The 24,475-nt window shown below is 63.0% G+C and carries 24 protein-coding genes; 11 read left to right on the top strand and 13 right to left on the bottom strand.

What is annotated here, in order from left to right:
- Nucleotides 1–221: 221 nt before the first annotated feature.
- A complete protein-coding gene (locus NKI22_RS01425) occupies nucleotides 222–1,505 on the bottom strand; it encodes an MFS transporter (RefSeq protein ID WP_031194621.1) in 1,284 nt (427 codons plus the stop codon).
- An 82-nt stretch (nucleotides 1,506–1,587) separates the two neighbouring features.
- Between NKI22_RS01425 and NKI22_RS01420 the strand changes: the two genes are divergently transcribed.
- Together NKI22_RS01420 and NKI22_RS01415 are read left to right on the top strand one after the other, a co-directional pair.
- On the top strand, nucleotides 1,588–2,193 hold the full coding sequence (locus tag NKI22_RS01420) for a TetR/AcrR family transcriptional regulator (RefSeq protein ID WP_352480978.1): 606 nt from the start codon (nucleotides 1,588–1,590) through the stop codon (nucleotides 2,191–2,193).
- A gap of 97 nt (nucleotides 2,194–2,290) precedes the next feature.
- A complete protein-coding gene (locus NKI22_RS01415) occupies nucleotides 2,291–2,881 on the top strand; it encodes a hypothetical protein (RefSeq protein ID WP_352814974.1) in 591 nt (196 codons plus the stop codon).
- Between the two features lie 17 nt (nucleotides 2,882–2,898).
- On the opposite strand, the gene ppa is transcribed toward NKI22_RS01415, so the two are convergent.
- From ppa to NKI22_RS01385, 6 genes are all read right to left on the bottom strand, one after another.
- Entirely contained in the window at nucleotides 2,899–3,429 is a 531-nt protein-coding gene (ppa, locus tag NKI22_RS01410; protein ID WP_023721304.1) for an inorganic diphosphatase, read from the bottom strand.
- Between the two features lie 115 nt (nucleotides 3,430–3,544).
- Nucleotides 3,545–4,051, bottom strand: a complete 507-nt coding sequence (locus NKI22_RS01405; RefSeq protein WP_023678138.1) for a GNAT family N-acetyltransferase — start codon at nucleotides 4,049–4,051, stop codon at nucleotides 3,545–3,547.
- A gap of 117 nt (nucleotides 4,052–4,168) precedes the next feature.
- Complete coding sequence (locus NKI22_RS01400; protein WP_352480980.1) at nucleotides 4,169–4,807, bottom strand: TPM domain-containing protein; 639 nt, start codon at nucleotides 4,805–4,807, stop codon at nucleotides 4,169–4,171.
- 10 nt (nucleotides 4,808–4,817) lie between these two features.
- Complete coding sequence (locus NKI22_RS01395) at nucleotides 4,818–5,660, bottom strand: TPM domain-containing protein (RefSeq protein WP_352481111.1); 843 nt, start codon at nucleotides 5,658–5,660, stop codon at nucleotides 4,818–4,820.
- Nucleotides 5,661–5,712: 52 nt separating this feature from the next.
- Nucleotides 5,713–6,522 carry a TPM domain-containing protein gene (locus NKI22_RS01390; protein WP_502895830.1) on the bottom strand — a complete coding sequence of 270 codons (810 nt, stop codon included), beginning with the start codon at nucleotides 6,520–6,522 and terminating at the stop codon, nucleotides 5,713–5,715.
- 85 nt (nucleotides 6,523–6,607) lie between these two features.
- The gene (locus NKI22_RS01385) at nucleotides 6,608–7,246 is read right to left on the bottom strand and encodes a LemA family protein (protein WP_023721309.1); all 639 of its coding nucleotides are present in this window, start codon (nucleotides 7,244–7,246) and stop codon (nucleotides 6,608–6,610) included.
- 162 nt (nucleotides 7,247–7,408) lie between these two features.
- On the opposite strand from NKI22_RS01385, the gene NKI22_RS01380 reads away from it, so the two are divergent.
- From NKI22_RS01380 to NKI22_RS01370, 3 genes are all read left to right on the top strand, one after another.
- Nucleotides 7,409–7,660, top strand: coding sequence for a hypothetical protein (locus tag NKI22_RS01380; protein WP_023721310.1), 252 nt, complete (start codon nucleotides 7,409–7,411; stop codon nucleotides 7,658–7,660).
- A gap of 11 nt (nucleotides 7,661–7,671) precedes the next feature.
- Entirely contained in the window at nucleotides 7,672–8,556 is an 885-nt protein-coding gene (gene pdxY, locus NKI22_RS01375; RefSeq protein WP_023721311.1) for a pyridoxal kinase PdxY, read from the top strand.
- Nucleotides 8,557–8,663: 107 nt separating this feature from the next.
- Entirely contained in the window at nucleotides 8,664–9,416 is a 753-nt protein-coding gene (locus NKI22_RS01370; protein WP_502896312.1) for a DUF429 domain-containing protein, read from the top strand.
- Nucleotides 9,417–9,447: 31 nt separating this feature from the next.
- Here the strand turns inward: NKI22_RS01370 and NKI22_RS01365 are convergent, their stop codons facing one another.
- Nucleotides 9,448–10,650 carry an aromatic ring-hydroxylating oxygenase subunit alpha gene (locus NKI22_RS01365; RefSeq protein ID WP_352480981.1) on the bottom strand — a complete coding sequence of 401 codons (1,203 nt, stop codon included), beginning with the start codon at nucleotides 10,648–10,650 and terminating at the stop codon, nucleotides 9,448–9,450.
- Nucleotides 10,651–11,070: 420 nt separating this feature from the next.
- On the opposite strand from NKI22_RS01365, the gene NKI22_RS01360 reads away from it, so the two are divergent.
- A complete protein-coding gene (locus NKI22_RS01360) occupies nucleotides 11,071–11,475 on the top strand; it encodes a hypothetical protein (protein WP_352480982.1) in 405 nt (134 codons plus the stop codon).
- A gap of 93 nt (nucleotides 11,476–11,568) precedes the next feature.
- On the opposite strand, the gene NKI22_RS01355 is transcribed toward NKI22_RS01360, so the two are convergent.
- The gene (locus tag NKI22_RS01355; RefSeq protein WP_031194628.1) at nucleotides 11,569–13,656 is read right to left on the bottom strand and encodes a PAS domain S-box protein; all 2,088 of its coding nucleotides are present in this window, start codon (nucleotides 13,654–13,656) and stop codon (nucleotides 11,569–11,571) included.
- A 39-nt stretch (nucleotides 13,657–13,695) separates the two neighbouring features.
- Nucleotides 13,696–14,475: a response regulator gene (locus NKI22_RS01350; RefSeq protein WP_352788054.1), complete on the bottom strand. Its 780-nt coding sequence runs from the start codon at nucleotides 14,473–14,475 to the stop codon at nucleotides 13,696–13,698.
- Between the two features lie 46 nt (nucleotides 14,476–14,521).
- Between NKI22_RS01350 and NKI22_RS01345 the strand changes: the two genes are divergently transcribed.
- Entirely contained in the window at nucleotides 14,522–15,208 is a 687-nt protein-coding gene (locus NKI22_RS01345) for a winged helix-turn-helix domain-containing protein (RefSeq protein WP_352788012.1), read from the top strand.
- Nucleotides 15,209–15,286: 78 nt separating this feature from the next.
- Here NKI22_RS01345 and NKI22_RS01340 read toward each other — a convergent pair whose 3' ends face one another.
- A complete protein-coding gene (locus NKI22_RS01340) occupies nucleotides 15,287–15,454 on the bottom strand; it encodes a hypothetical protein (protein WP_352641299.1) in 168 nt (55 codons plus the stop codon).
- 603 nt (nucleotides 15,455–16,057) lie between these two features.
- Here NKI22_RS01340 and NKI22_RS01335 point away from each other — a divergent pair.
- Nucleotides 16,058–16,522, top strand: a complete 465-nt coding sequence (locus NKI22_RS01335) for a L,D-transpeptidase (RefSeq protein WP_023721319.1) — start codon at nucleotides 16,058–16,060, stop codon at nucleotides 16,520–16,522.
- A gap of 70 nt (nucleotides 16,523–16,592) precedes the next feature.
- Here the strand turns inward: NKI22_RS01335 and NKI22_RS01330 are convergent, their stop codons facing one another.
- Nucleotides 16,593–19,676, bottom strand: coding sequence for an efflux RND transporter permease subunit (locus NKI22_RS01330; protein ID WP_352937316.1), 3,084 nt, complete (start codon nucleotides 19,674–19,676; stop codon nucleotides 16,593–16,595).
- A complete protein-coding gene (locus NKI22_RS01325) occupies nucleotides 19,673–20,950 on the bottom strand; it encodes an efflux RND transporter periplasmic adaptor subunit (RefSeq protein WP_502897677.1) in 1,278 nt (425 codons plus the stop codon). The genes NKI22_RS01330 and NKI22_RS01325 overlap by 4 nt, the downstream gene beginning before the upstream one ends.
- Before the next feature lie 150 nt (nucleotides 20,951–21,100).
- Between NKI22_RS01325 and NKI22_RS01320 the strand changes: the two genes are divergently transcribed.
- From NKI22_RS01320 to NKI22_RS01310, 3 genes are all read left to right on the top strand, one after another.
- Complete coding sequence (locus NKI22_RS01320) at nucleotides 21,101–21,637, top strand: TetR/AcrR family transcriptional regulator (RefSeq protein WP_023721321.1); 537 nt, start codon at nucleotides 21,101–21,103, stop codon at nucleotides 21,635–21,637.
- Nucleotides 21,638–21,757: 120 nt separating this feature from the next.
- A complete protein-coding gene (locus NKI22_RS01315) occupies nucleotides 21,758–23,362 on the top strand; it encodes an inorganic phosphate transporter (RefSeq protein ID WP_352641292.1) in 1,605 nt (534 codons plus the stop codon).
- Nucleotides 23,363–23,446: 84 nt separating this feature from the next.
- The gene (locus tag NKI22_RS01310) at nucleotides 23,447–24,472 is read left to right on the top strand and encodes a transporter (RefSeq protein WP_352480984.1); all 1,026 of its coding nucleotides are present in this window, start codon (nucleotides 23,447–23,449) and stop codon (nucleotides 24,470–24,472) included.
- Nucleotides 24,473–24,475: the final 3 nt, after the last annotated feature.

Here is a 24,475-nt window from a genome sequence, read left to right as displayed (position 1 = left end):
GCGGGTCCCTTGCGGGGAGATGGCCGGCAGGCCAGAGGGGGGCGCTGTCCCGCCGACGTACAAATCAGAAAGAAATCAGACGGAGCAGCGGAGTTTGGGCAGAACATTGCGTAAAGTCGGAGGCTGGCGAACCTTCGCGCCCCCTCTGCCCTGCCGGGCATCTCCCCCACGAGGGGGGAGATCGGCAATTTGGCCGACGGCATCTCTCCTGCAACGAGAAGCTATGCCGCCTGCGGTTCAGGATCGAACGCCGGGCGGCTGGTGTTGATCAGCAGCGAGATGCAGGCGGCGGCTATTGCCGTCATGCCGGCAATCAGGAAGGCAAGCTCGTAATTGCCCTGCAGCTCGCGCATGGTGCCGCCGAAAAAGGCCGCTGTCGCTGCGCCGACTTGATGGCCGGCGACGATCCAGCCGAAGACGATCGGCCCGCTGCGGTCGCCGAACGCCTCGTTGGAAAGCCGCAGCGTCGGCGGCACCGTGGCGATCCAGTCCAGTCCGTAAAATACGGCGAAGATGATCAGGCTGGTCGCCGAGAAGCCGGAATAGGGCAGATAGATCAGCGACAGGCCGCGAATGCCGTAATAGATGCCGAGCAGCTTGCGCGGGTCGAAACGGTCGGTGAGCCAGCCCGACAGCGTCGTGCCAATAAGATCGAAGATACCCATCATCGAGAGCAGGCCCGCGGCCTGCACTTCGCCGATGCCCATATCGCCGCAAAAGGCGATCAGGTGCGTGCCGACCAACCCGTTGGTGGTGAAGCCGCAAACGAAGAAGGTGGCGAACAGGTACCAGAACACACGCGTACCGGCGGCGCGGCGCAACGTGCTCAGCGTATGCGCGAGGAAATTGCCTTGCGCGGCCGGCGGCGCGGGCGGCACATCGTCGAGCTCGGCGCCATAGCGGACCATGCCGATCGCGGCCGGACGCTCCGGTACCAGCATATAAACCAGCGGCACCAAGGCGGCGGTGGCCACGGCAATGGCAATGGCGACCGGCTTCCAGCCGCCGGACTGGGCGAGCGAGGCGAGCAGCGGCAGGAAGACCAGCAGCCCGGTGGCGCTGGACGCCGACATCAGTCCCATCACAAGGCCGCGATTGGTCTTGAACCAGCGGTTGACGATGGTCGCGCCGAGCACGGTGGCGACAGCGCCCGAACTGATGCCGGAAAACACGCCCCAGGTGAGGAGCAGATGCCACGGCTTGGTCATTAGCAGGCTGAGCGCGGTCGATCCCGACATCAAAAGCAGCGCGGCAAGCAAGGTGCGGCGCAGCCCGATCCGCTCCATCAGCGCCGCGGCAAACGGCCCAGTCAGGCCATAGAGGAAGATGCCGGTGGCCGCGGCCAGCGAGACGACGTCGCGCCGCCAGCCGAAACTATTCTCCAGCGGCAGCATCATGACTGCCGGCGCCGAACGCAGGCCCGCGGCGATCAGCAGGCAGAGGAAGATGACGGCGACCACGACGAAAGCGTAGCGCTGGCCAAACGGGCGGGATTGAGCTATCATGTTACTGACCGGTACGTTTCAGATGTGCGGAACATACGTACCGACCGGTAACATTGTCAACCAGGCAATCGGCAAACCAGACATGAAAAGCATTGAACCAACGATCAAGGAGAATGGCGCACCGCTGCCTCGCGCCGCCGAACGGATTCTCCAGGTGGCGCGCGACCTGTTCTACCGGCAAGGCATCAGGGCGATCGGCGTCGACGAGATCGTACGGCGTGCCGGCGTCACCAAGCCAAGCCTCTACCGCAGCTTTCCGTCCAAGGATGAGTTGGCCGCATCCTATCTTCGGCACTATGACCTCGAATTCTGGGAGCGCTTCGACGAGGCGGTGAATGCCCATCCCGGCGATCCGCGCGCGCAGATCGTCGCCTTCCTGACGCGTGTCGGCAAGCGCACGCAAAGGCCCGACTATCGCGGCTGCGGCATGACCAATGCCGCGGTCGAATATCCCGAACACGGCCATCCGGCCCGCGTCGTGAGCGAGGCCAACAAGCAGGAATTGCGCCGGCGCCTGCGTGCTATGGCGGCGGCGATGGGCGCCGGCGACGCCGACACGCTGGGTGACGGGCTGCTGCTCCTGATCGAGGGAGCCTATATCAGCGGCCAGTTGTTCGGTGCCGGCGGACCGGCGCAGTCGGTGGCCCGCAACGCCGATCTTCTGATCGAGGCAAGCTTGAGGAAATAGCGTTCCGTTTACCAGGTCACTGTGAGCAGCCTGACTTCGTCTAGGCTGCTGCTGAATTTGACGGTACGCTGCGGCAGCCCGAACGGAGTTGTCCGCCATGCGCGCTCTTTTGATCCTGCTTGTCCTCGCCGGTTTCTGCCAGGCGGCCCGGGCTGGCGACATATCCAGCGTCTATACCGATCTCGTCTGGGAGAAGGACTGCGTGACTTATGCCCAGGCGGAGGAAGGCGACGGCGACTGGGCCGACCTCGCCTGTTCGGGCTATGGCGGCTACCCGGTGATGGTTTCCTACGACGACGCGCGGGAATCTCTGTTCTACGGGTTTCCACCTGGCGACATGACCACGGTCTGGGAAAGCTTTTCCGGCCTCAACTCGGCTGGACCCAAAGTCGAGTGGCGTATCGAAACCAAGGGCGATATGGCCGTTCCTTTTGCAGTCATCCATCGTCGCTCGATCAGCGATAGCGAGGGCGAGAACAAGTCGACGGAAGTGCTGATCGTCGCCAAGGTTGCCCAGCCTGGCGCCCACGAAGGCTGCACGATCGCTCTTGTGCTCGCCACCGGCAATCCCGCCGCCAACGATCAGGCGCGTAAGCTTGCCGACGAGAAGGCACGCACCTTCGCCTGCGGCAAGGACAAGCGTGTGATGCTGGGCAACACGCCCGATTTCGGCCGCGTCGATAACTGACTATTTGCGCCCGTCAATTACTTGCGCTTGGCCCGCTCGATTGCCTCGACGATCATCTTCTTGGCATAGGCGGCATCGTACCAGCCCTCGATCTTGACCCATTTGCCGGGTTCGAGATCCTTGTAGTGCTCGAAAAAATGCTGCACCTGCTGGCGGGTGATATCAGGCAGCTGCGTGTATTCGTGAACGTCCTCATAGCGCAAGGTCAGCTTGGGCGAAGGAACCGCGATGACCTTCTCGTCTTGGCCGGCATTGTCCTCCATCACCAGCACGCCGATCGGCCGCACATTGATGACGCAGCCCGGCACCAGCGCGCGTGTGTTGCAGACCAGCACGTCGATCGGGTCGCCGTCGCCCGACAGCGTGTGCGGTACGAAACCGTAATTGCCGGGATAGCGCATCGACGTGTGCAGGAAGCGGTCGACGAACAGCGTGCCGGCCTCCTTGTCCATCTCGTACTTGATCGGCTCACCGCCGATCGGCACCTCGATAATGACGTTGACGTCCTCGGGCGGGTTCTTTCCGCTGGCAATCGCTTCGATACGCATCGCTTTATCCCTCTCTCGATTGAAGATCGATAGCGGGCGACGGCGAATGGTGCAATGCGGCGAATGGTACTGGGGGATCGTCCGAACCGAAACCGGTCGGATCATGCGCTGGCCGTCATTCCCAGACGAAAGCGACCTTCTTCAGCGCCTTCTGCTCGAATATCTCGACGCCCTCGGCCACATCGCGACCGCCGGCGCCGGCATAGAAGGCAAGTGCGTTCTGATTGTCTTCCAGCGCCCACACCACCATGCCCTTCAAGCCATGGTCGGCCAGCCGTGCCCGTGCCGCCGAGAACAGCCGGCTGCCGAGCCCGATGCCTTGATATTCCGGCCGCAGGTAAAGCTCGTAGATCTCGCCCTGCTGCCTGAGTTCGCGGGCACGGTTCTTGCCGATCGTCGCGTAGCCGGCAATTTTGCCGCCGATTTCGACGACCAGGACGGTGGCGGCGCGGCGAATGGCATTCGCCCACCAGTCGGCACCGCGGCGGTTGATCATCGATGTCAGAGTGCGGTGTGGGATGATGCCCGAATAGGCGCCGCGCCAGGCCTCGAGATGCACGTCGGCAATGGCGGCTGCATCGCGCGGCTCGGCTTTCCTGATGTCGATGCTCAGCGTATTCATGATTGGTTAACCATAAACCCGCGGCGCCCGATTGCAAGAGTCCGGTCAGCCACTGCGATGCTTTCGCACAGCCGAACGGTGCGTCCTTGAGACGCTGCAAAACCGCCTTTAGCGAGATCAAATCTCGACCAGATGGTCGTCCAGTTCGTTGCTGTCGCCGGTCGACATCGGAAAATGCTCGGCCAGTACCGCACCGACCGCTTCGACCGCCCTGACGAAGCCGTCGGCAATCCGATCGTCGCCGGCATGCGCCGTAAGGTCGCGGACGACACCGTCCCAGACATGCTGGCCGACACGAGAATCGATGCCGCTGTCGGCGACCACTTCAGCATAGCGCTCGGCGATCGAGACGAACACCAGCACGCCGGTGCGCGCCGCGGTGCGGTGGACGTTGCGGGCGAGGAACTGCTTCATCGCATTGGCGTGGGCGGCCTGGTAGCGCAGCCGCCTCGGCACCAAATGGATGCGCAATGCGGGCAATGCCCACAACAGGATGAGCACACTGGCAAGCGCCAGAAGCTCGGCTATGACGAAATGCGGCAAGCGGATCGACAGCCACCAGGCTTCCAGCCCGTAACCGACGGCGAGGCTGACGACGAGCATGCCGAGCATCGCCATGAAGGCGGCCGGGAAGAAATAGCCGTCGCTTGCATGCGCCACGACGCAGTAGATCTCGCCGTCGGTCTTTGATTCGGCAGCGCGAATCGCATCGGCGATGCGCTCATGATCCTCGGGGCTGATCGGTCGTGTTGCCATGATTGATGTCTCACCAGCTTCCTGAAGAACCGCCGCCGCCGGACGAACCGCCGCCGCCGGAAAACCCGCCGCCGGAACTTCCTGACGACCAACCACTGCCTGAACTTCCCGACGACCAGCCACTGCCGGACGAGGTCCCCGACGTCCAGGCACCGCCACCGGAGGGTGACGAACCTGGCCCGCGGCCGTAGCGGAACGTCATGCCCAGCCACTTGTACACGCCCGGCGACAGTTTCGTGCCGAAGATCGGCGGCAGGAACGCCATTGCCAAGCCGCCGAAGAACATCGTCGCCCACAGGATGATGAACAGCATGAAGATGGGATCGACAGGATTGTCATTCGCCGGATTGCGCTTGCCGCGCGCCTCCAGCTCTTCGGGATTGCCTTCCAGCACCATGATCATGTCGTCGACGGCCTTGCTGATGCCGCCTGAGAAATCGCCGGCACGGAAGGCCGGCACCATGTCGTTTTCGATAATCAACTTGGTGTGCAGGTCGGTCAGCGTGCCTTCAAGCCCATAGCCGACCTCGATGCGCATCTTGCGGTCGTTCGGCGCCACCAGAAGCAGGACGCCGTTGTTCTCCTTCGCCTGGCCGAGTTTCCAGGCGCGAAACAACCGGTTGGCGTAAGGCTCGATCTCCTCGCCGTCGAGGCTGGGAATGGTCGCGACGACGATCTGGTCGGACCCCTTGGTCTCGAAATCGGCAAGCTTCTGCGTCAGCGCCACCTCGGTCGCGGCATCGATGATGCCGGCATTGTCGACGACCCGTCCGGTCAGCGCCGGCAATTCGGCGGCGAAGGCCGCGAAGCCGAACAGCAGCACCGCTATGGCCAACAGCGCGGTGCCGGTCATTTTGATGAAACGGCCGGATTCCACCGGGCTGACGGCGTGTCTTGTCATCTCGTCACCAGCTTCCCGAGGAGCCGCCGCCGCCGGACGAACCGCCGCCGCCGGAAAACCCGCCACCGCTTGAACCCGACGACCATCCCCCGCCGGAACCTCCCGACCAGCCGCCGGACGACCGCCGGCTCGGCTCGAAGGTCATGCCCAGCCAGCGATAGCGGCCGGGACCGATCTTCTGGCCGAAGATCGGCGGCAGGATGGAGGCTGCGAGGCCGCCGAAAAAGATGATTGCCCAGATGGCTATGAAGATGGTGAAGAACAGATCGTCGCTGTTGAACGGCGGCTGCTGGTTGCGTTCGCCGCGCGCTTCCAGCTCTTCGGGATTGCCTTCCAGCACCATGATCATGTCGTCGAGGGCCTTGCTGATGCCGCCGGAGAAATCGCCGGCACGGAAGGCCGGCACCATGTCATTTTCGATGATCAACTTGGTGTGCAGGTCAGTCAGCGTGCCTTCAAGCCCATAGCCGACCTCGATGCGCATCTTGCGGTCGTTCGGCGCCACCAGCAAAAGCACGCCGTTGTTCTCCTTCGCCTGGCCGAGTTTCCAGGCGCGAAACAACCGGTTGGCGTAAGGCTCGATCTCCTCGCCGTCGAGGCTGGGAATGGTCGCAACGACGATCTGGTCCGAACCCTTGGTCTCGAAATCGGCAAGCTTCTGCGTCAGCGCCGCCTTGGTCGCGGCATCGATGATGCCGGCATTGTCGACGACCCGTCCGGTCAGCGCCGGCAATTCGGCCGCGAGAACGGTGAGAGGGAGGAGGAGAAAGCTTAGAACGAAGCCAAAAAAAATCCGGCCGGCATTTCTTCCCACCCCCCTCTGTGGGGAGATGGCCGGCAGGACAGAGGGGGGTGGGACGGAGTACAAGGCCAACGGGAACAGACCCGCTAAGCGCCGTTCACCCGCCCTGCTGCGTGCCGAAATCGACCTTCGGCGGCTGCATCTTGTCCTCCTCGATGGTGAAATTCGCAAACGGCTGGTTGCCGCGGAACCACAAGGTCGCCCAGATCACCGACGGGAAGGTCCTCAGCGTCAGATTGTACTCTCTCACCGCCTGGATATAGTCGCGGCGGGCGACCGTGATGCGGTTCTCGGTGCCTTCGAGTTGTGCTTGCAGCGCCAGAAAGTTCTGGTTGGCCTTGAGATCGGGATAGTTCTCCACCACCGCCAGCAGGCGCGACAGCGCGCTGGTCAGGCCGGCCTGGCTGTCCTGGAATTTCTTGAAGGCTTCCGGATTGTTCAGCGTTTCCGGCGTCACGGTCACCTGCGTCGCCTTGGCGCGCGCTTCGACCACGGCATCGAGCGTGTCCTTCTCGTGCGCGGCATAGCCCTTGACCGTGTTGACCAGATTGGGGATGAGATCGGCGCGGCGCTGGTATTGATTCAACACCTCGCTCCATGCGGCCTTGGCGTTTTCCTCAGCCGTCGGGATGGTGTTGTAGCCGCAGCCGGCAAGCAGCGGCAGCATGACGGCCATCACCAGGAACGCAGCTAAATTACGGAAGATTGGCGGTAAAGCAAGGCGCTGGACAAGCATGATAAGGTCCCCTCGATAGCATTGGCACGCGAAGCATTAGCACAATCCTTGCGCAAGAAAATGACTTCGGCCGAGAAGCGTTACTGGTTTCTACCATTCGCCGTCAGGCCCTGTGACAGACGAGGCGAACGGGTTAAGCTCGGGATGAAACGGGATATCACCATGGCGAAACGCCACGACAGCGACGCGGAATCGCGCCGCATCATCGAACGGGTGGCGCGCGAGACCGACCCGGGCGGCACCTCGTTCCTCGCACGAACCGCCAGAGGCGCGCGCGACCACGTCACAGCGGCCGATGCCGACCGATCGGACCCGATCGAATATTGGGGCACCCGTATTGGTCGGGCGGCAGGCTTGCTTATTGCCATCGGCCTGTTGATCTGGCTCGTGCTTTTCATCACCAGGGGCGGTTAGGACAAAGATCAATGAGCGCCGAAAAAGCCGACGCGCCGCGCGCGGTCATCGTCGTCTCCAGCCATGTCGCACGTGGCTCGGTCGGCAACCGTGCCGCCGTGTTTGCGCTGGAGACGCTGGGGTTTCCGGTTTGGGCGGTGCCGACCGTCATTCTGCCCTGGCATCCGGGGCACGGCCGGGCCACCCGCATCGTGCCGCCGCTGGACCAGTTCAAGGCGCTGATGACCGACCTCGAGCGCGCGCCGTGGCTGGGCGAGGTCGGCGCCGTGCTGTCCGGCTATCTCGGCGAGGCTGGCCAGGCCGAAGCCGTCGCTTCGCTGGTCGGCGCCGTCAAGGCGAAGACGCCGGACGCCCTCTATATCTGCGACCCGGTGATGGGCGATTCGGGCGGCCTCTACGTACCTGAGCCGACCGCAATCGCCATGCGCGACCGGCTGATGCCGATCGCCGATATCGCCACGCCCAACCGCTACGAGCTGGAATGGATGGCCGGAGCGCCGCTGCCCGACCTGAAATCGGCAATGGCTGCTGCCCTGCAAGCCGGCCCACCGGCCATGCTGGTCACTTCGGCACCGGCGATGATGGCCGGCGGCATCGGCAATTTGCTGCTCAACGGCAGAGAGGCGCTGCTTGCCGAACACCGGCTAATCGACAAGCCTCCGAATGGGCTCGGCGACCTGACGGCGGCCGTCTACCTGGCGCGCATCCTGTCCGGCCAAACGGCCGCCAAGGCGCTGCAATCGACCACGGCAGCGGTCTACGAGATCCTGGCGCGCACCGCCAAGCGCGGCGGCGACGAATTGCAGCTCGAGACCGATGCCCAGAGCCTGTCGCACCCGATGGCGATGGTGCAGCTTCGCCATCTCCTGCATCCGGGACGGGATCGCCGGGCGTGACGCAGGCCGAAGACGCCGTGCCCCAGGATGATGCGCCCAAGGGTGCTGCGCCCGACCATGTTGTGCCTGGGGATGTTGTGCCCGAGGATGTTGCGCCTAGGGATGTTGTGCTTGTCGGCGTCGACGGTTGCAAGACCGGCTGGATAGCCGTCCGCCGCGATTCCGGTGCCGCACCGTCGACAGCCGTTTTCCCAAGCTTCGCGGCGTTGCTCGACCAGCTACCCGTCAATGCAATCGTAGCGGTCGATATGCCGATCGGCCTGCCCGATTTCTCGCAAAGAGGCGGTCGCGGTCCGGAGGCGCTGGTGCGGCCATTTCTTGGCGCCCGGCAATCCAGTGTCTTTGCCATCCCCTCCCGCGCCGCGCTCTATGCGGAGATCGAAGCCTTCACCACGGTCGAAGCCTGGTACGCGGCACATCGCAGGGCAAGTGACGTGGCCAAGACGACCTCAGATCCGCCGCGCGGTGTCTCGATCCAGGCCTTCGGCATCTTTGCCAAGATCCGTGAGATCGATTCGCTGCTGATCGCGCGGCCCGAACTGCGCAGCCGCGTCTTCGAATCGCATCCGGAAGTTGCCTTCTGCAGACTGAACGGCGACCGGGCGATGCGTCTGCCGAAGAAGATCAAGGGCAACATCAATCCGGCCGGCATGGCCGAACGCAAGGCGCTGCTTGCCCGGCATGGTTATGGCCAGCATTTTCTCGACCAGAGGCCGCCGCGCGGCGCGGCCACCGACGATTTCCTCGATGCCGCGGCGATGATGCTGATTGCCGGCCGCATCGCCAGAGGCGAGGCAATGCCGTTTCCGGATCCGCCGCTCGCCGATCGTTTCGGCATTCCCGTCGCCATCTGGTCTTGAGGACCAGGGCTAACGTTTTAGGTGGCATGCGTCAGGAGCGTGATCTGAGCGCCTCGTTGAGCGCCCACATATCCTTCTCCTCGGGCGCGGTCTCCAATCCGAGCACGGGAATTTGCTTGCGCAAATGGTCGTGGTGGGTGCGCACGCCATATTCGAGATCGGAGAGGTAAAAACCTCCGAAGGCTTCTGACAGCATGGATTCGTTGGACCATATCGAAAGCTGTACATCTTCGGCCAGCGTGTCGCGGTCGATGCGGTAGGATAGGTAGCGGGCAGCCGCCTGCTCCCTGCTCTCGTCGCGATAGCGGTAGATGGCGCCGCGCAGCAGCGTCTCACCCGTCGACAGCGGGAACTCCTGATAGAACTGCACCGACTCCGGCATGATCGACAGCGCGTTGTTCGGGAAGATGCCGTAATAGATCCAGGCCTTGCGCAGGTGCTCCGGCAGTTGCTTCGCCTCGGGTGCGAGCTTGATGTATTGCGCGACGCTCCAGCGCCGTCCGGCATGCGGGTTGTAAGTGGCGAACGAGCGCGACACGCCGTTGACGAACGGCTCGTCGAAGTAGGTCGCGCCATAAAGATCCTGCAGCGCCGGATGCGCCATGGCGACGTGGTAGCCTTCATTGTCGACGTCGCGCACCGACTTCCAGTTGACCGGCGTCTTTTGGGTCCAGATGCCCCAGGACGGCACCATCTCGGCGACGCCGTAATGGGCAATCTCGGCTTCGATCGGCTTCAACAGCTCGGCCACGGATGGCTGCGGGCCACCCTTGCGGAAGCGGATGAAGATGAAGCCCATCCAGATTTCGAGCTCGAGCGGCATCAGGCCGAATTCGGTCTTGTCGAGGTCGGGGAAGGACCGCGGGCGGGCAGCGCCGCGCAACGTGCCGTCGAGATTGTAGACCCAGCCATGAAAGGGGCAGACCAGCGCATTCTTGCAAGTGCCTTGGCTATCGGCAACGACGCGACTGCCGCGGTGGCGGCACATATTGTTGAAGGCGCGCACCACGCCATCCTTGCCGCGCACGATCAGCGCCCGCTCGCCGACCACATCCATCGTCAGATAGTCGCCGGCGTTCGGCAGGTCGCAGACATGGCCGGCGATCTGCCAGTGATTGCGGAAGACGTGCTCTTTCTCGAGTTCGAGCAAGGCGTCGGAATGATAGCTCCAGCCCGGCAGGCCCCGCCGATCCCAATCGTTGGGGATTGCCACGTCACGCAGATGCGGGTTCATAAAAGGCTCTTATTTATTGAATGGCCGTTCAATACAAGCATATTTTCTGTTGAAATGCAATAGCTTGCGAGAATAGGGCGAATTCCCGACGCGAAACCGATCGGCAATTGAGAGCCGAGCTCGAACGATCGAAGCCGGGAAAATCCCGGGAATTCCGGGCGTTAATCCCCTTACGCTTGTTGAGCGCCCAGCCCTCCGTGGACCGGAAAAGTCGACGTGGATCCGGTGCCGTGGATAGCGGAAAACGAGCGCTGAATGTCACCGGTGCGGCCAGCTACGCATCGTCGGTTTGCCCCCGGAATGGCCGCGGGCCTGGTTTCATGCCGGTTACACAATCGTTAATCCATCATCGTTGGCCCGTTACAAGGTGCGGTTAAGTTCGTTTCAACAGGGAAAAGAAGAACACCGAAGGAAACGACGATGCCTACGAAAACCCAGATCACCGACAACGACCATCGCCTGCAGGGTCCGCAGCGCAACGACCGGCGCCCGAAGCTGGCGCTGCGCCAGCGCGCCAGCGATCACCCGATGGCGATGTTCCTGCTGCTTGCCGCTGCCGCGTTTGCCGGCATGGCGTTCACGCCGACCGTCGGTCCGGCCTTCGCCTCGCTGAACCCGCCGGTCAACCTCATCGACGGCGCGACGACCACGACCAAGACGGCGCGCCTGCCGATCCCGGACATCGATTTTGCCTGCAAGGGTCAGGCCTGGGGCGCCGAGAGCCTGGACTGCCTGCGCGCCATCGCTGCCCAGTCGGGCAAGGCACGGCCCGTCCGCATGATCGCCAACGCCGCCCCGCTGGCCGATACGCCGAACGTTTTTTGATCTTTTCGCGAGCGCCCTCCAGCACTCCAGTCAGGCTCCCGCCGCAATGTCGGCTGGGAGCCTTTTTTCTTTCCTTTTTGTCTCTCTGGGAGTCTAGCCGCCCAAAGCGACCTGCTCGGCAATGGCCGAGAGCACGCCGCGCACATCCAGCGTGCTGAACGGCTTTTCGAGGATTGGCGGCCGCTGCGGCGCCGGCAGCGCCTCGATTTCGCCTTTTGCGCCGATCAGATCGCCGGTGACAAGCACGAAACGCCGCGCCAGATCCGGCATTTCGGCAAGCAGCTCGCGATAGGCGGCTATGCCGCTGGTGCCGGGCATGCGCAAATCGGAAAACACGATGTCCGGCGGCATGTGGCCGCTCAGGGTCGCGGCGGCCGAGACCCAGGCCGGCACGATCCGCGACTTGATGCCCATCAACTCCAGAATGTCGGACAGCGACGCCGCGACATCCGGCTCATCGTCTATGATCAGCGCGTGACGCAAGCCGCTCGACCGCGACGGACTGTCGCCGGCGGCGACCGCGCCGGCAGCGATCGCCGGCAACTGCACGACAAAACGCACGCCTCTCGGCGAAACCTCCTCGAACCAGATATTGCCATTGTGCCGCTCGATGATCGATTTGGAAATCGACAGGCCGATACCGGTACCGACGCCGACTGGCTTGGTGGTGAAATAGGATTCGAATATGCGTGAGCGTATCGCTTCCGGCACGCCTGGCCCGTTGTCCTCGACCGAGAATCCGGGATTGCCGCGGTCGCTGCGAAACGTCCGGACCTTGATCCGCCGGTCGCCGGCAATGCCGGCCAAGGCATGCTGGCTGTTGATGAGGAAGTTGGCGGCTACCTGCGTCACGTGGTCGGCATCGGCCATGGCCAGCAGCGGGCCGCCGGCGAAATCGGTGTCGATGATGATGCCGCTTGATCGCGCGCCATAGGCGGTCACTTCGAGTGCCGCGCGGATCACCTGGTTGAGGTCGGTCTCGGCCTGCGCCGTCGGGTGCAGGCGGACCATCGACAGGAAGCTTTTGACGATACGGCCGCAGCGCTCGGCAGCGGCGCGCACCTTTTCGGCGCGTACTTTGGTCTGCGGATCGGCGGCGAATTCATGCAGCAGCGTCGACTGGGCGACGACCACGGCCAGCGGGTTGTTGAGCTCGTGCGAAACCCCCGCAAGCAGCGAGCCCATCGCCGCCATCTTCTCGTTCTGGTGCAGTTTTTCGCGCTGACGGTTGATTTCCTCCTCAGCGCGCAATCTGTCGCGCAGGTCGCGGATGGAGCCGAAGATCAGATGGCGATCGGCGACCCGCATCTCGGTCGCCGTCAGCTCGATCGGAAAAACCTCGCCGGCGGCATTCTGGGTGACCGTTTCGAGCCGCTGGCCGACCATCGGCGCGCCGCGGCCCGACATGTATTCGGCGCCCGACGCATAGCCTTTGCGGTAATATTCCGGCACGACCGTGTCGAGCAGGTCCTTGCCGAGGATATCGCTGCGTCGATAGCCGAACATCTTCTCGGCCGCCGGATTGAATTCGATGATCGAGCCGGTCTCGTCGATGACGATGATGGCGTCGAGCGAGGCCTGCAGCATGGTGCGGCGAATGACGTCACTGGCATGCGCGTCGGAGGGCGACCGTTCGATGGCGTCGCCAATGGCGAGTGCCACCATGTGCAGCGCCGCCTCTTCCTGGTCGGTCCATTCGCGTTCGTTGACGCAGTCGTTGACCGCCAGCGTGCCCCACAAATTGCCGTGCGAAAAGACCGACACCGACAGGAACGACTTGATGTTCTGCTTTTCGAAATCGGTCCGCAGAAAGCCTTCGAGATCGCGTGTGTGCCCGGCGAATATCTTGCCTTGGCGCTCGTCCTCCGCCAGCTGTTCCAGCAATGGGTCCGAATCGACGACCGACTGCATGATGACGGTCGGTGACGCCAGCTCGCCGCCAAACCGGGGGGCGATCCAATAAGCGGCGACCGACTGGGCGAAGCCCTGGCCGGGCAGTTCGCGCAGGCGAAACAGGATGCCGCGGTGACAATCCATGGCTTCGCAAAGCGTTTGGAGGATACCCTCCATCTCGCGCTGCCAGTCGCCGGCTTCGCGCAGCCGGCGAACCACATGCACGGCCGCCATCGCCGCGCCCTGCCTGGCGCCCTGCGAGTCCGCGCGTGCTGTTTCAGCCGTCATGGTCATTTCCTGGCCGTGGCTTGCTCAAGCCGCCAGGCCTCAGTTATTTTCGCCGGCTGGCAGCGAGAAGATATAGCCTTCGCCGCGCACCGTGCGCAGGAATTTCGGATTGGCCGGATCCGCCTCGATCTTCTTTCTCAGCCGCATGATGCGGATGTCGACGGCGCGGGACGATTCCGCGTCCTCGACGAAACCGATCGCCTCGGAGATCGCCGCCCGCGTCAACAGCCGGTTGGCGCGGGTAAGGAACACCTCCAGCACGTCGAACTCGCTCTTGGCCATGTCGATGACCGCACCGTTGGCGCCGGTGACGAGCCGGCCGTCGAGGTCGGCGTGAAAGGCGCCGAAGCTCACGGACCGGCGGCCACCGGATGTTTCAGCCTTGGCTTTTTGTGGTTCGGTCGGCTCCGGAACGCGGCGCAGCACGCTGCGCACCCTGGCCAGCACTTCGCGCAACTCGTAAGGCTTGACGATGTAGTCGTCAGCGCCGAGCTCCAGTCCGACGATGCGGTCGAGCGCGGTACCGGCGGCCGTCGCATAGATGATGCCGATCGGCATTTTCGACCGCATCCAGCGGCCGAGCGACAGGCCGTCCTCGCCCGGCATGGCGATGTCGAGAATGGCCAGATGGAAGGACTGGGCTTCCAACAGGTCGCGCGCCGCCACCGCACTTTCGGCCGTGGCCACATCATAGCCGCTGGCGCCGAGATACTCGGCGACCGCGTCCCTCAGGTCGGGCTCGTCCTCGACAATGACAATTCGTGCCCGCACGATGCGTTCGCTCCCGCTTTCAGCGGAAAGTAGATTGGGTATAAACATGATGTCCAGCACTCTTCTTGGGTTGCCGTATGCGGGGTAGAAAAACATGGCTGCACGATCCGTCATCGCGCTTGTTTCCGTCGCTGAAGTAATTGCGACCGATCTCGCCGATCATCTCAAGCGACGCGGTCATGACGTCCGCGCCGCGCGACAGCCGTGGGAAGCCGAATCGCTGCTTTCTGAAAAGGGTATCGATGTCGTGGTTGTCGGCGACAGCGTCAGCCAGGCGGAGGGGCGCGACCTGCTCAGGCGACATGGCGGCGAAGGTGGACCGGATTTCATCCTGATCTGCCGCCCGGCCGATCTGGTCGACAAGGTGCTGGCGCTCGAGCTCGGCGCCGCCGACGTCGTCGAAAGCCCGCTCAATGTCAGGGAGCTTGCCGCCCGCGTTGGCGGCCTGCTGGCTCGGCGCGGCAGGAACGCCGGGGAATTGATCGTGCTGGAGAACGCGACCGTCGATCTCCGGTCGGCCATCGTCATGCACCGCTCGGGCACGGAAGAACAGCTGTCCGCCGGGCAGGTGGCGCTGCTCAGGCTGTTCCTGGCCAGCCCGCGCAAGGTGCTGACGCGTGACGACATCATCGCCGCCGCGCCCGCCGAAAATGCCGAAGCCTTCGACCGGTCGATCGATTCGCGCATCGTGCGGCTGCGCCGCAAGCTCGACACCGAAACCATCACCACCATACGGGGTGCGGGTTACCGGTTCGATCCGCCAACGCAATTCGCCGATTGAATGCAGGACAGCCACCCCTTTTTTGAGTATCGGATTTTCCTAAAACCGGTTCCCGCTTTTGGGTCCGATGCTCTTTCCTCAGCGCGCCACGAGAAGCGACGGGCCTGACGGCATGTCACTGTTCGTGCTGACCTCGCCGGCATGCGCACGTTCCTTCAGCAGCACGGTTGCGAGGCCGGCAATGCCGAGCAGGCCCTGCACGTAGAGCAGGGCAGAAAGCACGGAAGCGGCGAATTTCGTTTTCATCCTGTTCTTTCCTCAAAATTGGGATTTACGGGCGCTTCAGGGGAACCCCCGAAGCCCCCGCGCCGCCAGCGGAGCCCCCCGTTGCGGCGCGGGCCTTCGGTCCTCTCGGCTGCAAGTTGCCGGAGGCGCCGCGCATCCTCAACGGCTCTAAGCCGCCCCCGCCAGAGGGGCTTGAGCCGGTCGACGCGCAGGCTGGAAACTGTCCAGACAATCCAGACCGTAGCGAAAACAGTGTTGGCTTCCGATCGTTCGTTGCCCGCTGTTTTCGTTACGTCAACTTTGCCCGTTCGCTGTATCCGGATCATGCCGCCGAGGCCGCGCTTTGTTGCAGCTCGGTTTCGGAGTCAGGTGGAATTCCTCTCAAACGAAAGACAATCGCGTATTCGTGCCGCGGTTTGGCTGATCCGCTTAGGCAAACACGCCGCCGCTGTCATGACGACGTCCAACAGCTGTAAGCCGCTTTGCACGGCGTTTTCTGTTAACCCGGGGGAAACAGAATCGAAACACAAACGAGCATCTAGCGAAATCGGCTCGAAACATGACGCCCCGATAAGCCGGTCATCGAATTGAGCCGGCCCCGACCGGCAGAATAGGGGAGACATCATGTACACCGCCATTTCCGCCAAGCTCATCAACATCGCCGCCGCCGTCATCACCGGTGCTGCCTTGCTTGTCAGTGCCGGCAACAGCGCAGCCCACGCCGCCGCCAACAAGATCGTCGCGCGTGTGTCGCTATCGCAGCAGACCATGGAAATCCTGGTCGACGGCCGGCCGACATTCGCCTGGAAAGTCTCGACCGGCGACAGGACGCACGTCACGCCGACCGGTTCGTTCAAGCCGACCCGCATGCATGAAATGTGGTATTCGAAGAAATACGACAACGCCCCGATGCCGCATTCGGTGTTCTTCAGCGGCGGCTACGCCGTACATGCGACAAGCGCCATCAAGCGCCTCGGCCAGCCGGCCTCGCATGGCTGCGTGCGTCTGCATCCGGACAACGCCGCCGATTTCTATCAGCTCGTCGAGGTCTTCGGCCCGGCCAACACCAGCATCGTCATCGTCAAATGAGCGATGCTTTTCGTAGCTCCCAAGAAAGGCCGGAAATCCGGCCTTCTTTATTGTGCAATGTTAGTACAATCTAATCCGGCATCACCGGCATCAGCTTGGGGTCCGGCTTTTCGGCGTGATGCGGCAGGTCCTTGCTGGCGATAAACGTGTAGAACATCGGCACCACGAAGAGCGTGAACATGGTTCCGACCAGGATGCCGGTGAAGATCACCAGGCCCATCGAATAGCGTGCCGCGGCACCAGCGCCGCTGGAGATGATCAGCGGCACCACTCCGAGCGCCATCGCCGCCGTCGTCATCAGGATCGGCCGCAGCCGCACCTTGGCCGACGCGATGATCGCATCGCGCCGCCGCATGCCGTGCATTTCACGCTGCTGGTTGGCGAACTCGACCAGAAGGATGCCGTGCTTGGTGATCAGGCCGATCAGCGTAATCAAGCCGACCTGGGTGTAGATGTTGAGGGTGCCGAGCCCGACATTAAGCGGCACGATCGCGCCGAAGATCGAGAGTGGCACCGCCATCATGATGATCAACGGATCGCGGAAACTTTCGAACTGCGCCGCCAGCACCAGATAGATGACGAGAACGGCTGCCGCGAAGGCGATGATGATCGTGTAGCCCTGTTGCTTCTCCTGCCGCGACTGGCCGGTATAGTCGATGAAGAAAGTGTCGGGCAGGCTCTCCTTGGCGATGTCCTCGATCGCTTTCAAACCGTCGCCGGTGGTGACGCCAGGCAGCGGCAGGGCGGAAATCGTTGCGGAATTCAACTGGTTGAACTGCTCGATCGCCGCCGGCGACGCGTTGGTCGAGATCTTCACCACCGCAGAGAGCGGCACCATCTCACCCGAGACGCTGCGCACGAAATACTCCCCCAGTTTTTCGGGATTGTCGCGAAAGCTCTGCGGCACCTGCGGGATGATGTCGTAGCTGTTGGATTCGCGGTCGAATTGCGCCACCTCGGCGCCACCGACCAAGAGGGTCAGCGTCCGGCCGATATCGGCGATCGGCAGGTTGAGTGCCGCGGCGCGGTCGCGGTCGATCGTCACCGTCACTTGCGGCGCATCGTAGGACATCGAATTCTGCACCGCGAGGAAGCGACCGGAGGCCTGCGCCTTGTTCTTGATGTTCTCGGCCGCCTCGTACACTTGGGAGGCCTCGCCGGTCGAGCGCACCACCATCGTGATTGGCAGGCCGCCGCCGGAGCCGGGCAGTGTCGGCGGTGCGAAGACGAAAGCCTCGACGCCCGCCACCTTGGCAAGGCGGGCAGTGATGTCTTCCTGAAGTTCCTTCGAGCTGCGCGCGCGCTCGGCCCAGTCCTTGAACGCAAAGCCGACGAAAGCGCTGTTCGTCGGGCCTTGGAACGCGACGGCGGAGAACCGCGCCCTGGTTTCGGGGATATCATTCACTAGCCCGAGAATCTGGTTCACATAGGTCTCGGTGTAGTCCGACGTCGCATAGCGCGGTGCGTTCACAATAGACAGCAAGAAGCCCTGGTCTTCTTCCGGCGCCAGTTCGCTCGCGGTCTTGGTGAACATGAAGCCGGTCGTGGCGACCAGTGCGATGACGATCATCAGCGTCACCGGGCGATATTTCAGCGAGCCGCTGACCAGCCGCTCATAGACGTTTTCGACGCGCCCGAACGTGTTGTCGACAATGCGCTGGAAGCGGCTGTGCGAGCCGGCCCTCAGGATGCGTGCCGACATCATCGGCGTGACGGTTAGGGCAACGACACCCGAAAGGACCACCGAGCCGGCAAGCGTCACTGCGAATTCGCGAAACAGTGCGCCTGTCAGGCCGCCGGTGAAGGCCAGCGGCGCGAACACGGCGGCCAACGTTATCGTCATGGCGACGACGGCGGAGGAGATCTCCCGCATGCCGTTGAAAGCCGCCTGCATCGGCGACAAGCCGTCTTCCTCCATGTGGCGGTGGATGTTTTCCACCACCACGATGGCATCGTCAACAACCAGTCCGATCGCCAGCACCATGGCCAGCAACGACAAAAGGTTGATCGAATAACCCAAAGAAAACAGCAGGAAACAGACGCCGATCAGCGACAGCGGAATGGTCACGATCGGCATCAGCACCGAGCGGAACGAGCCGAGGAAGAGCAGGATGACGACGATGACGATGGCGACCGCCTCGCCGATGGTCTTGAACACCTCCTCGATCGACGCGCTGATCTGCTCGGTCGAGTCATAGACGATTTCGATCGTCATGCCGAGCGGCAGCGTCTCCTGGATCGTCGGCACAATCTTGTGGATCGCCGCCGCGGTGGTCAGTGGATTGGCGGCCGGCGTCGGAAAGATGGCGAGAAAGATGCCGGGCTTGCCGTTGAAGGTGACCCTGGTGTCGGTGTTCACCGCGGCGAGTTCGACGCGGGCCACGTCGCGCAGTCTCACCACATTGCCGTCTTTCGAGCGGAGCGGAAGGGCAGCGAAAGCCTCCGGCGTCTGCAGGGTCGAGCGAACCGTGATCGAGGAAGCCACATATTCGTTTTCGGTATCGCCGGGCGCGGAGAGGAAATTCGATTCGTTAATGGCGGTCAGCACTTCCGCCGCCGTCATACCGCGCGCCGCCAGTTTGATCGGGTCGATCCAGACACGCATCGAATATTCGGCGGCGCCGAAAATCTGCACGTCGGCAACACCTTCGACCGTCGACATACGCGGCCGCACGACGCGCTCGATATATTCGGTGAGCTGTTCCGGCGTCATGTTCGGGTTCTGCATCGAGATGTACATCATCGCGAACTGCTGGCCGGTGCCCTTGACGATCACCGGGTCTTTGGTTTCGTCCGGCAGATCGCCGCGAACGCTCTGAACCTTCGACAGGACTTCGTTCAGCGCAACGTCGGGGTCGGAGCCGAGTTTCATCTGCACTGTCACGGTGCTGGATGACGGCCGGCTCGCCGACGTGACATAATCGATGTTTTCGGTCGAAGCGACAGCACGCGCGATCGGCGCGGAAATGAACCCCTGGATCAGGTCGGCGCTGGCGCCGGGATAGGCCGTGGTGATCGTGATGGCCGTTTCTTCAACCTCTGGATACTGCCGGATCGAAAGGTTGAAGATGCCCTGAAAACCCAGAAGCAGGATCATGCAGGCAAGCACGGTCGAAAGGACCGGGCGGCGGATGAAGAGGTCGGAAAAGCTCATTGCTGGGCTGCCTGCTGGTTCCCCGGCTTGCTCGGATCGATTGTGTTGTCGACGGCAACGGACATGCCGTTGGAGAGCCGGTTCTGGCCGGCGGTAGCGACTTCGTCGCCGGGCTGGATGCCTTCCAGGATCTCGACCAGGCCGGCGTTGTGGCGGCCTGGCTTGACGAACACCTGGGCGAGCACGAGCTGCGGCTTCTGTTCTTCCGCTGCCGGTTTGGCTTCCGCTGCCGGTTTGGCTGGGGTAGCGCCCGGCTTTTCTTCGGGTTTTGCCGCGGGTGCTTCGGCAGCGGGCTTGGCAGCATCCGCGGCTGGTTTTTCTTCCGGCTTTGCCTCGGGAGCCGCGCCGTTGACTTCTGCGGATTTGGCCGGGCGCACCACGAAGACGAAGTCACCGTACAGGCTGGAGGTCAGCGCAGTCTGCGGCAGTGCCAGCACGTTGTTCTCCTCCGGCAGTTCGACACGCACCTGGACGAACTGGCCGGGCGTCAGCTTGCCTTCAGGATTGGCGACCTCCGCCCTCACCGTCACCAGCCGGCTCGTCGGGTCGATCTTCGGATCGATACCGCGGATGCTGCCGGCGAACGGCATGTCGCCGCCGCCAATGCCCAGCCGCACCGTCTGTCCGATCTTCAGCAGCGGAAGCTGCTGCTCCGGCACGGTGAAATCGACACGCATCGTGTCCATGTCCTGCAAGGTCACCACGGCGGTGCCGGGTGTGAGATACTGGCCAATGTCGATTTTCGGAATACCGACGGTGCCCTTGAAAGGGGCCGTCAACTGCTTTTGGTCGAGCACCGCTTGCAGCTTGTTTACCTGCGCGGAGGAGACCGATGCTGCCGCCTGCGCCGTGTCCAGCGTAGCGTCGGTGCCGACCCCGCGCTTCTGCAGCTCAAGAGCGCGCATCAGCGTCGTCTGGTCGGATGTGGCTTGCGCCTTCGACGCCACGAGGTCGGCCCGCTCGACGGCATCGTCGAGCTGCAGCAGCACGGCGTTGGCGGCGACCTTCTGATTGGCATGAAACTGGATGTCCTTGACGATACCCGCGGTTTCGACGGTCAGGTCGACGCCGCGCACGGCACTGACAGTACCGATCGCCTCGACGCCGGGCGTCCAGGACATCGGTTTGACGATGACCGTCGACACGGTCGCGGCCGGCGGCTTCATGGTGGCGAAAAACTGTTTGATCGCATTGTCGCGGAACAGGTTGAAGCCGACGATGCCGCCGCACACCAGCACGAGCAGAATGAAGGCGATGATGAAGCGCTTGATCACGAACAGTCCCCTCGGCCATGGCCCAGCATAACGGTCGGATGACCGGAACACATACCTGTGACTGGTCCCAATTTCAAATGACGGCAATCTTACTGTACCGTCTGGACGGTCTTGTCAATTCCGCTTAAGCTAATGAATGGGGAACGATTGATGAAGGCCCGCAGAACAAATTCGCGCGAGAAGATCCTCGCCGCCGCCGCCGACGTGGCGCGCGAGACGGGTCCCGGCAGCCTGTCGCTGGATGCGGTCGCCAGCCGTGCCGGCGTGTCGAAGGGTGGTCTTCTCTACAATTTCCCGACCAAGGCGAAATTGATGCAGGCGCTGGTGGAGGATTATCTCAGCGCGTTCCAACAGGCGCTTGAGGCCGCCCGCACCAACGGCGTCAGCGGTGAGAGCCCGCTTGCGGCCTATATCAGGCTTTCGGCCGAGCATGCCGAGGAGTCGAAACCGTCGGCGACCTGGATATTTTCGGCGATTGCCGAGGATCCCGATTTCCTGACGCCGATAAAATCGTTCAGGCGGCAAGTGTTCGAGCGGCTGAAGCAGGAGACGCCGAATCTCAAGGCGCTGCTGGTCTGCTATCTCGCTATCGAAGGGCTTCGCAGCATGAACCTGTTCGGTTCGGACATTCTCTCCGCCGACGAGCGCCGGTTGCTGATATCGACCCTGCTGGAGATCGCGGAATAGATCAGGAACCACCGTCCAGCACTATCTGCTCCAATCTCAAAGTGCTCTGCCGTCACACAGGCTTCATTGTGCCGACATAGCGTCCTCCCATTCTTTGCTGCAACGCAAGAGGAGTGGGGTATGGTCGATATTGTTTCCAGCGAAGCAGGAATTCCAAGGCCGGAGCATCCGCTCGACCGGCCAAACAGCACCGGCAAATGGTTTCTGCCGGCCTTTGCCGTCATCATCCTGGGCGGCCTTGCCTATGTCGGCTACGCGCTCAGCCAGGACCTGACCAGCACCGTCGCGGTGCCGTGGATTCTGCTTGGCCTGGCGCTGCTGATCGCGCTCGGCTTCGAATTCGTCAACGGTTTTCACGACACCGCCAATGCGGTGGCAACGGTGATCTACACCCATTCCATGCCGGCCGAGCTTGCAGTGATGTGGTCCGGCTTTTTCAACTTCCTCGGCGTGCTCACCGCCAGCGGGGCGGTCGCCTTCGGCATCATTTCGCTGCTGCCGGTCGAACTGATCCTTCAGGTCGGATCAAGCTCCGGGCTGGCCATGGTCTTTGCGCTGCTGGTCGCAGCGATCATGTGGAACCTCGGAACCTGGTATCTCGGCCTGCCTGCCTCGAGCTCGCACACGCTGATCGGTTCGATCATCGGCGTCGGCCTCGCCAACCAGTTCACGGCGCCGGCCGGTTCCATCACCAGCGGCATCGACTGGTCGCAGGCGAGCAATGTCGGCCTGTCGCTTCTGATCTCGCCGCTGGTCGGGTTTTGCCTGGCTGGGCTGCTGCTTCTGGTGATGAAGCTGCTGGTCAGGAACCGCGAGCTTTACGAGGCGCCGAAGTCGAGCGCTCCGCCGCCGCTGTGGATCCGGGCGCTGCTCATCTTCACCTGCACCGGCGTCAGCTTTGCCCACGGCTCCAATGACGGGCAAAAGGGCATGGGCCTCATCATGCTCATCCTGATCGGCGTGGTGCCGACCGCCTTCGCGCTCAACCGCACACCGGACGTGAACTATCTCGAAGCTTACAAGTCCGCAGCGACGCAGGTCGAAACGGTACTCGGCAAATACGTCAAGCCCGGCGTCGCCGTGACCGACGCGGCAACCGTGGTCGGTGACGCCGTTCGCACCAAGACCTGGAAGGACGAAACCACGCCTGCCCTGCAGAGCTTCATCCACGACACTAGCGCAATGTTGTCGCCCTATCCGTCCGTGGAAAAGCTGCCGACAACGCTGGTCAGCAACGCCCGCAACAACATCTATCTTATCGGTGAAGCGCTGAAACTGATCGACAAGAAGAAGCTGCTGCCGATGGAGGTCGACGACCTGAAGGCGGTGACGACCTATCACAAGGCGGTCGACAACGCGACGAAGTTCATCCCGCTCTGGGTCAAGGTCGCCATCGCGCTGGCGCTCGGCCTCGGCACCATGGTCGGCTGGAAGCGCATCGTCGTCACCGTCGGCGAGAAGATCGGCAAAAGCCATCTGACCTACGGCCAGGGTGCGTCCGCAGAGCTTGTTGCAATGGCGACCATCGCATCGGCCGACTATCTCGGCCTGCCGGTCTCGACCACCCATGTGCTGTCGTCGGGCGTTGCCGGCACCATGGCGGCGAACGGCTCGGGCCTGCAATGGTCGACAGTGCGCAACATGCTGATGGCCTGGATACTGACCCTTCCGGTCTCCATCTGTCTTGCCTTCGTGCTGTTCGTCATCTTCCGCCAGATATTCTGAGCGGGGATAGGACTTGGCCAGAATGTCGCGGCGCCGGCTCCGGCGCCGCCAGGATCCTGAACGTGCATTGTCTCGGCGGCGGCCATGAATGACGCATCGCATCTGACATTGCTTGCCGCGGACGACCAGCATCATGCCCCCGGGCTGGTCTGGGCCTATCATGCCGCTCCCGGCAAAGCTCCCGAATCGCTGGCGCCCCGGGACATAGAGGCCGCGCTGGCCTCACTGGACGGCTGGGTCTGGCTGCATGTCGACCTTGTCGACCGGCGCGCCCATTCCTGGGTCAGCCATGCCTGCGCGCTGCCGGCGTCGGCTCATGCAATCCTCGAAGGACATGAGGACAGCCTGGTGCTGGCGCATGAGAATGGCGTCGTCCACGGCATTTCCGCCGACCTGCATGGCGAGATCGCCCATCAGTCGACGACCATCGGCAGATTGCATTTTGCGGTCTCGGAGCGGCTGCTGGTCACCGGCCGGCGCCATCCGCTGGCGGCGGTGGAGGAAGTGCACACCGCCCTTGCCGCAGGGCTGCGGCCCGCCACAGCATTCGAGCTGTTCGAAACGCTGGTCATGGCTTTTTGCAAGACCACCAGCCTGCGGCTCGCCGCGGCGACGAAGCGGCTCGATGCGGTCGAGGACCATCTCGTGACCGAGCGGCTTGCCGACGAAAGACGACAGCTGAAGGATGTGCGCCGCCTTGCCGTATCCTTGCATCGGCCGATCTCGGCCCTGGCAGCACTTTTCCAGGATGAAGACCGTTCCGCCTGGAACCTTTCCGCCGGCGCACATGAAGTTCTGCGCCGGCTTGCTGCCCGCCTGGAACGGCTCGACCGCGAGGTCGTCATGATCAACGACCGGGCAAGGCTGCTGCAGGAGGAGCTTGCGGCCGAGCTTGCCGACGAATCGAACCGCAGCCTCAAGGCGCTGGCAGTGATGAGCGCGCTGCTTTTGCCGGGCACCCTGATCGTCGGCATATTCGGCATGAACACCGGCGGGCTGCCATTCACCGACAGCCCCAGCGGCTTCATCCTGGCGATGCTGCTCGCGGTCGGCGCGACCGGCCTGTTCTACTGGCTTTTGCTGCGCGCCGGCGCCAAGCTGCGGTTCTGAGGC

The organism is Mesorhizobium sp. M0778, from assembly GCF_040320105.1.
Lineage (GTDB): Bacteria > Pseudomonadota > Alphaproteobacteria > Rhizobiales > Rhizobiaceae > Mesorhizobium.
The sequence above is the reverse complement of the archived record's forward strand: the minus strand, read 5'-3'. Positions and strand labels throughout refer to the sequence as shown.

Coding starts and splice junctions, on each gene's coding strand:
- NKI22_RS01425 (WP_031194621.1), bottom strand. CDS start 1,505: ATGATAGCTCAATCCCGCCCGTTTGGCCAGCGCTACGCTTTCGTCGTG.
- NKI22_RS01420 (WP_352480978.1), top strand. CDS start 1,588: ATGAAAAGCATTGAACCAACGATCAAGGAGAATGGCGCACCGCTGCCT.
- NKI22_RS01415 (WP_352814974.1), top strand. CDS start 2,291: ATGCGCGCTCTTTTGATCCTGCTTGTCCTCGCCGGTTTCTGCCAGGCG.
- ppa (WP_023721304.1), bottom strand. CDS start 3,429: ATGCGTATCGAAGCGATTGCCAGCGGAAAGAACCCGCCCGAGGACGTC.
- NKI22_RS01405 (WP_023678138.1), bottom strand. CDS start 4,051: ATGAATACGCTGAGCATCGACATCAGGAAAGCCGAGCCGCGCGATGCA.
- NKI22_RS01400 (WP_352480980.1), bottom strand. CDS start 4,807: ATGGCAACACGACCGATCAGCCCCGAGGATCATGAGCGCATCGCCGAT.
- NKI22_RS01395 (WP_352481111.1), bottom strand. CDS start 5,660: ATGACCGGCACCGCGCTGTTGGCCATAGCGGTGCTGCTGTTCGGCTTC.
- NKI22_RS01385 (WP_023721309.1), bottom strand. CDS start 7,246: ATGCTTGTCCAGCGCCTTGCTTTACCGCCAATCTTCCGTAATTTAGCT.
- NKI22_RS01380 (WP_023721310.1), top strand. CDS start 7,409: ATGGCGAAACGCCACGACAGCGACGCGGAATCGCGCCGCATCATCGAA.
- pdxY (WP_023721311.1), top strand. CDS start 7,672: ATGAGCGCCGAAAAAGCCGACGCGCCGCGCGCGGTCATCGTCGTCTCC.
- NKI22_RS01365 (WP_352480981.1), bottom strand. CDS start 10,650: ATGAACCCGCATCTGCGTGACGTGGCAATCCCCAACGATTGGGATCGG.
- NKI22_RS01360 (WP_352480982.1), top strand. CDS start 11,071: ATGCCTACGAAAACCCAGATCACCGACAACGACCATCGCCTGCAGGGT.
- NKI22_RS01355 (WP_031194628.1), bottom strand. CDS start 13,656: ATGACGGCTGAAACAGCACGCGCGGACTCGCAGGGCGCCAGGCAGGGC.
- NKI22_RS01350 (WP_352788054.1), bottom strand. CDS start 14,475: ATGTTTATACCCAATCTACTTTCCGCTGAAAGCGGGAGCGAACGCATC.
- NKI22_RS01345 (WP_352788012.1), top strand. CDS start 14,522: ATGGCTGCACGATCCGTCATCGCGCTTGTTTCCGTCGCTGAAGTAATT.
- NKI22_RS01340 (WP_352641299.1), bottom strand. CDS start 15,454: ATGAAAACGAAATTCGCCGCTTCCGTGCTTTCTGCCCTGCTCTACGTG.
- NKI22_RS01335 (WP_023721319.1), top strand. CDS start 16,058: ATGTACACCGCCATTTCCGCCAAGCTCATCAACATCGCCGCCGCCGTC.
- NKI22_RS01330 (WP_352937316.1), bottom strand. CDS start 19,676: ATGAGCTTTTCCGACCTCTTCATCCGCCGCCCGGTCCTTTCGACCGTG.
- NKI22_RS01320 (WP_023721321.1), top strand. CDS start 21,101: ATGAAGGCCCGCAGAACAAATTCGCGCGAGAAGATCCTCGCCGCCGCC.
- NKI22_RS01315 (WP_352641292.1), top strand. CDS start 21,758: ATGGTCGATATTGTTTCCAGCGAAGCAGGAATTCCAAGGCCGGAGCAT.
- NKI22_RS01310 (WP_352480984.1), top strand. CDS start 23,447: ATGAATGACGCATCGCATCTGACATTGCTTGCCGCGGACGACCAGCAT.